This window comes from Ornithinibacter sp., from assembly GCF_035443565.1.
In the GTDB taxonomy this organism is placed as follows: domain Bacteria; phylum Actinomycetota; class Actinomycetes; order Actinomycetales; family Dermatophilaceae; genus Fodinibacter.
Genome location: NZ_DAORSO010000159.1, coordinates 2,104 through 4,522 on the forward strand (window position 1 = coordinate 2,104; position 2,419 = coordinate 4,522).

The window sequence follows — 2,419 nt, forward strand, 5'->3', positions numbered from 1 at the left end:
GGCAACATCGCCGCCCACCTGCTCCAGGAGGTCGGCGACGTCACGGCCGCGATGGCCGCCGCCCCGAACACCCTCACCCTCGACCTCGAGATCGAGCGCAGCGCGTGCATGCCCATGGAGGGCAAGGGCGTCTTCGCCCGCTGGGACGCCGACGAGCAGTCACTGCGCATCTACTCCTCGACGCAGACCTCCACGGGGGTGCGGGCGGCCGTCGCCGCCAAGCTGGGGATGCCGCTCGCGAAGGTCGAGTGCGTCGCCCCCGACGTGGGCGGCGGGTTCGGCGTGAAGATCATGCACCCGTGGCCCGAGGAGGTGCTCGTCCCGTGGGCGGCCCGGTTGCTCGGCCGCGACGTGAAGTGGACCGAGGACCGGCGCGAGCACTTCATCTCCAGCGCGCACGAGCGCGGGCAGCTCCAGCAGGTCACCGTCGGGTTCGACGACGAGGGTCACCTGCTCGCCCTCGACGTGCAGTTCTGGCACGACAACGGCGCCTACACCCCGTACGGCATCATCGTCCCGATCATCACGGCCACCCAGCTGCTCGGCCCGTACAAGCCCGGCGCCTACCGGGTGGAGTTCTGGTCGCTGTTCACCAACACCGTCCTCGTGACGCCGTATCGCGGCGCCGGGCGCCCGCAGGGGTGCTACGCGATGGAACGCACGATGGATGCCATCGCAGCGCACCTGGGCCTCGACCGGGCCGAGGTGCGGTCTCGCAACTTCATCCAGCCCGAGGAGATGCCCTACGACCACGGCCTGATGTTCCAGGACGGGCGACCGCTGAAGTACGACTCCGGTGACTTCCCGGCATCCCTGGCCAAGCTCAAGGCCCTCGTCGGCTGGGACGACTTCGCGGCCTACCGCGAGGAGGCCGCCGCCCAGGGGCGCCGGGTCGGGCTCGGGATCGGCTGCTACGTCGAGGGCACCGGGGTCGGCCCCTACGAGGGCGGGCACGTGCACGTCGAGACGAGCGGCCGGGTGAACGTGGCCACCGGCCTGACCACCCAGGGCCAGGGCCACCAGACGGTGCTCGCGCAGATCGCCGCCGACGAGCTCGGCGTGCGGATCGAGGACGTCCACGTCACCACCGGTGACACCCGACGGATGGCGTACGCGGTCGGCACCTTCGCCTCGCGCGGGGCGGTGATGTCCGGCAATGCCGTGGCGCTGGCCGCGAAGGCGGTGCGGGCCAAGGCGCTGCGGATCGCCGCCGACGCCCTCGAGGTGTCGGCCGACGACCTGCAGATCGAGGACGGGGTCATCTCGGTCAAGGGCGCACCCGGAACCTCCATCGCCCTGTCGACCGTGGCCGTGCTCTCCAACCCGTTGCGCTACGCGTTCGACGAGTCGTCCAAGGCGGCGACCCAGTTCGCCGGCACGTTCGACCCCGACAAGCCGCCGGTCGCCGACGACGAGGAGCCGGGCCTCGAGGGGCAGGACTTCTACTCCCCCACCCAGGCCACCTTCGCCAACGGCATGCACGCGGCGATCGTCGAGACCGACCCGGTGACCGCCGAGATCCGCATCCTGCGGTACTGCGTCATCCACGACTGCGGGGTCATGGTCAACCCGATGATCGTCGAGGGGCAGGTGCACGGCGGGGTGGCCCAGGGCGTCGGTGGCGCCCTCTACGAGCGGATGGCCTACGACGAGTCCGGGCAGCTGCTCAACGCCTCGTTCATGGACTTCCTCATGCCCTACGCCTCCGAGGTCCCGCACGTCGAGACCGACCACCTCGAGACCCCCAGCCCGCTCAACCCGCTCGGCCTCAAGGGCGCCGGTGAGGCGGGCACGATCCCCGTCACGGCGGTCATCGCCTCGGCGATCGAGGATGCCGAGGGGTTCCCCGTGCGGTCCATGCCGATCAGCCCGTCCGAGTTGTGGGAGCTGCGGCGCAAGCACGCCGAGTCCCCCGTTCCCGTTCCTGCGCAGGAAGGTTCACGATGAAGATCTCCGGTGGTTCGACACTCGACGCACCCGTCGAGCAGGTGTGGGAGGCCATCCAGGACCCAGCCGTGCTCGCCCGCTGCATCCCCGGGTGCGAGGCGCTGCGCACCGTCGGTGAGGACCGCTACGCGATGTCGGTCACCGCCGGGGTCGCCGCGATCAAGGGCACCTACGCCGGGGAGGTGTCCCTGCACGACAAGGTCGCCCCGAACTCGCTGCGGCTGAAGGCCACCGGCGCCGGCGCGCCCGGCACCATCGACGCGACGGTCATGGTGCACTTCGCGCCGTCGGCCGGTGGCGGCACCGACCTCACGTACGACGCCGACGCCTCGGTGGGCGGCGCGATCGGTGGCGTCGGGCAGCGGATGCTGGCCGGGGTCACGAAGAAGATGGCCGGGCAGTTCTTCACCGCTCTCGACCAGGACATCGCCGGGGTGCTCGTGCCCGCGGAGGCGACGACCGCGCTCGGTGC

At 71.1% G+C, this 2,419-nt stretch carries 2 protein-coding genes; both read left to right on the forward strand.

Features of this window, described 5'->3' with window-relative positions:
* Positions 1–1,947 (forward strand): aerobic carbon-monoxide dehydrogenase large subunit (gene cutA, locus PLL68_RS12425; protein ID WP_324534536.1); only part of this gene is annotated, 1,947 nt, incomplete at its 5' end.
* On the forward strand, positions 1,944–2,419 hold a 476-nt coding region (locus tag PLL68_RS12430), incomplete at its 3' end, for an SRPBCC family protein (protein WP_324534538.1). The genes cutA and PLL68_RS12430, both read left to right, overlap by 4 nt.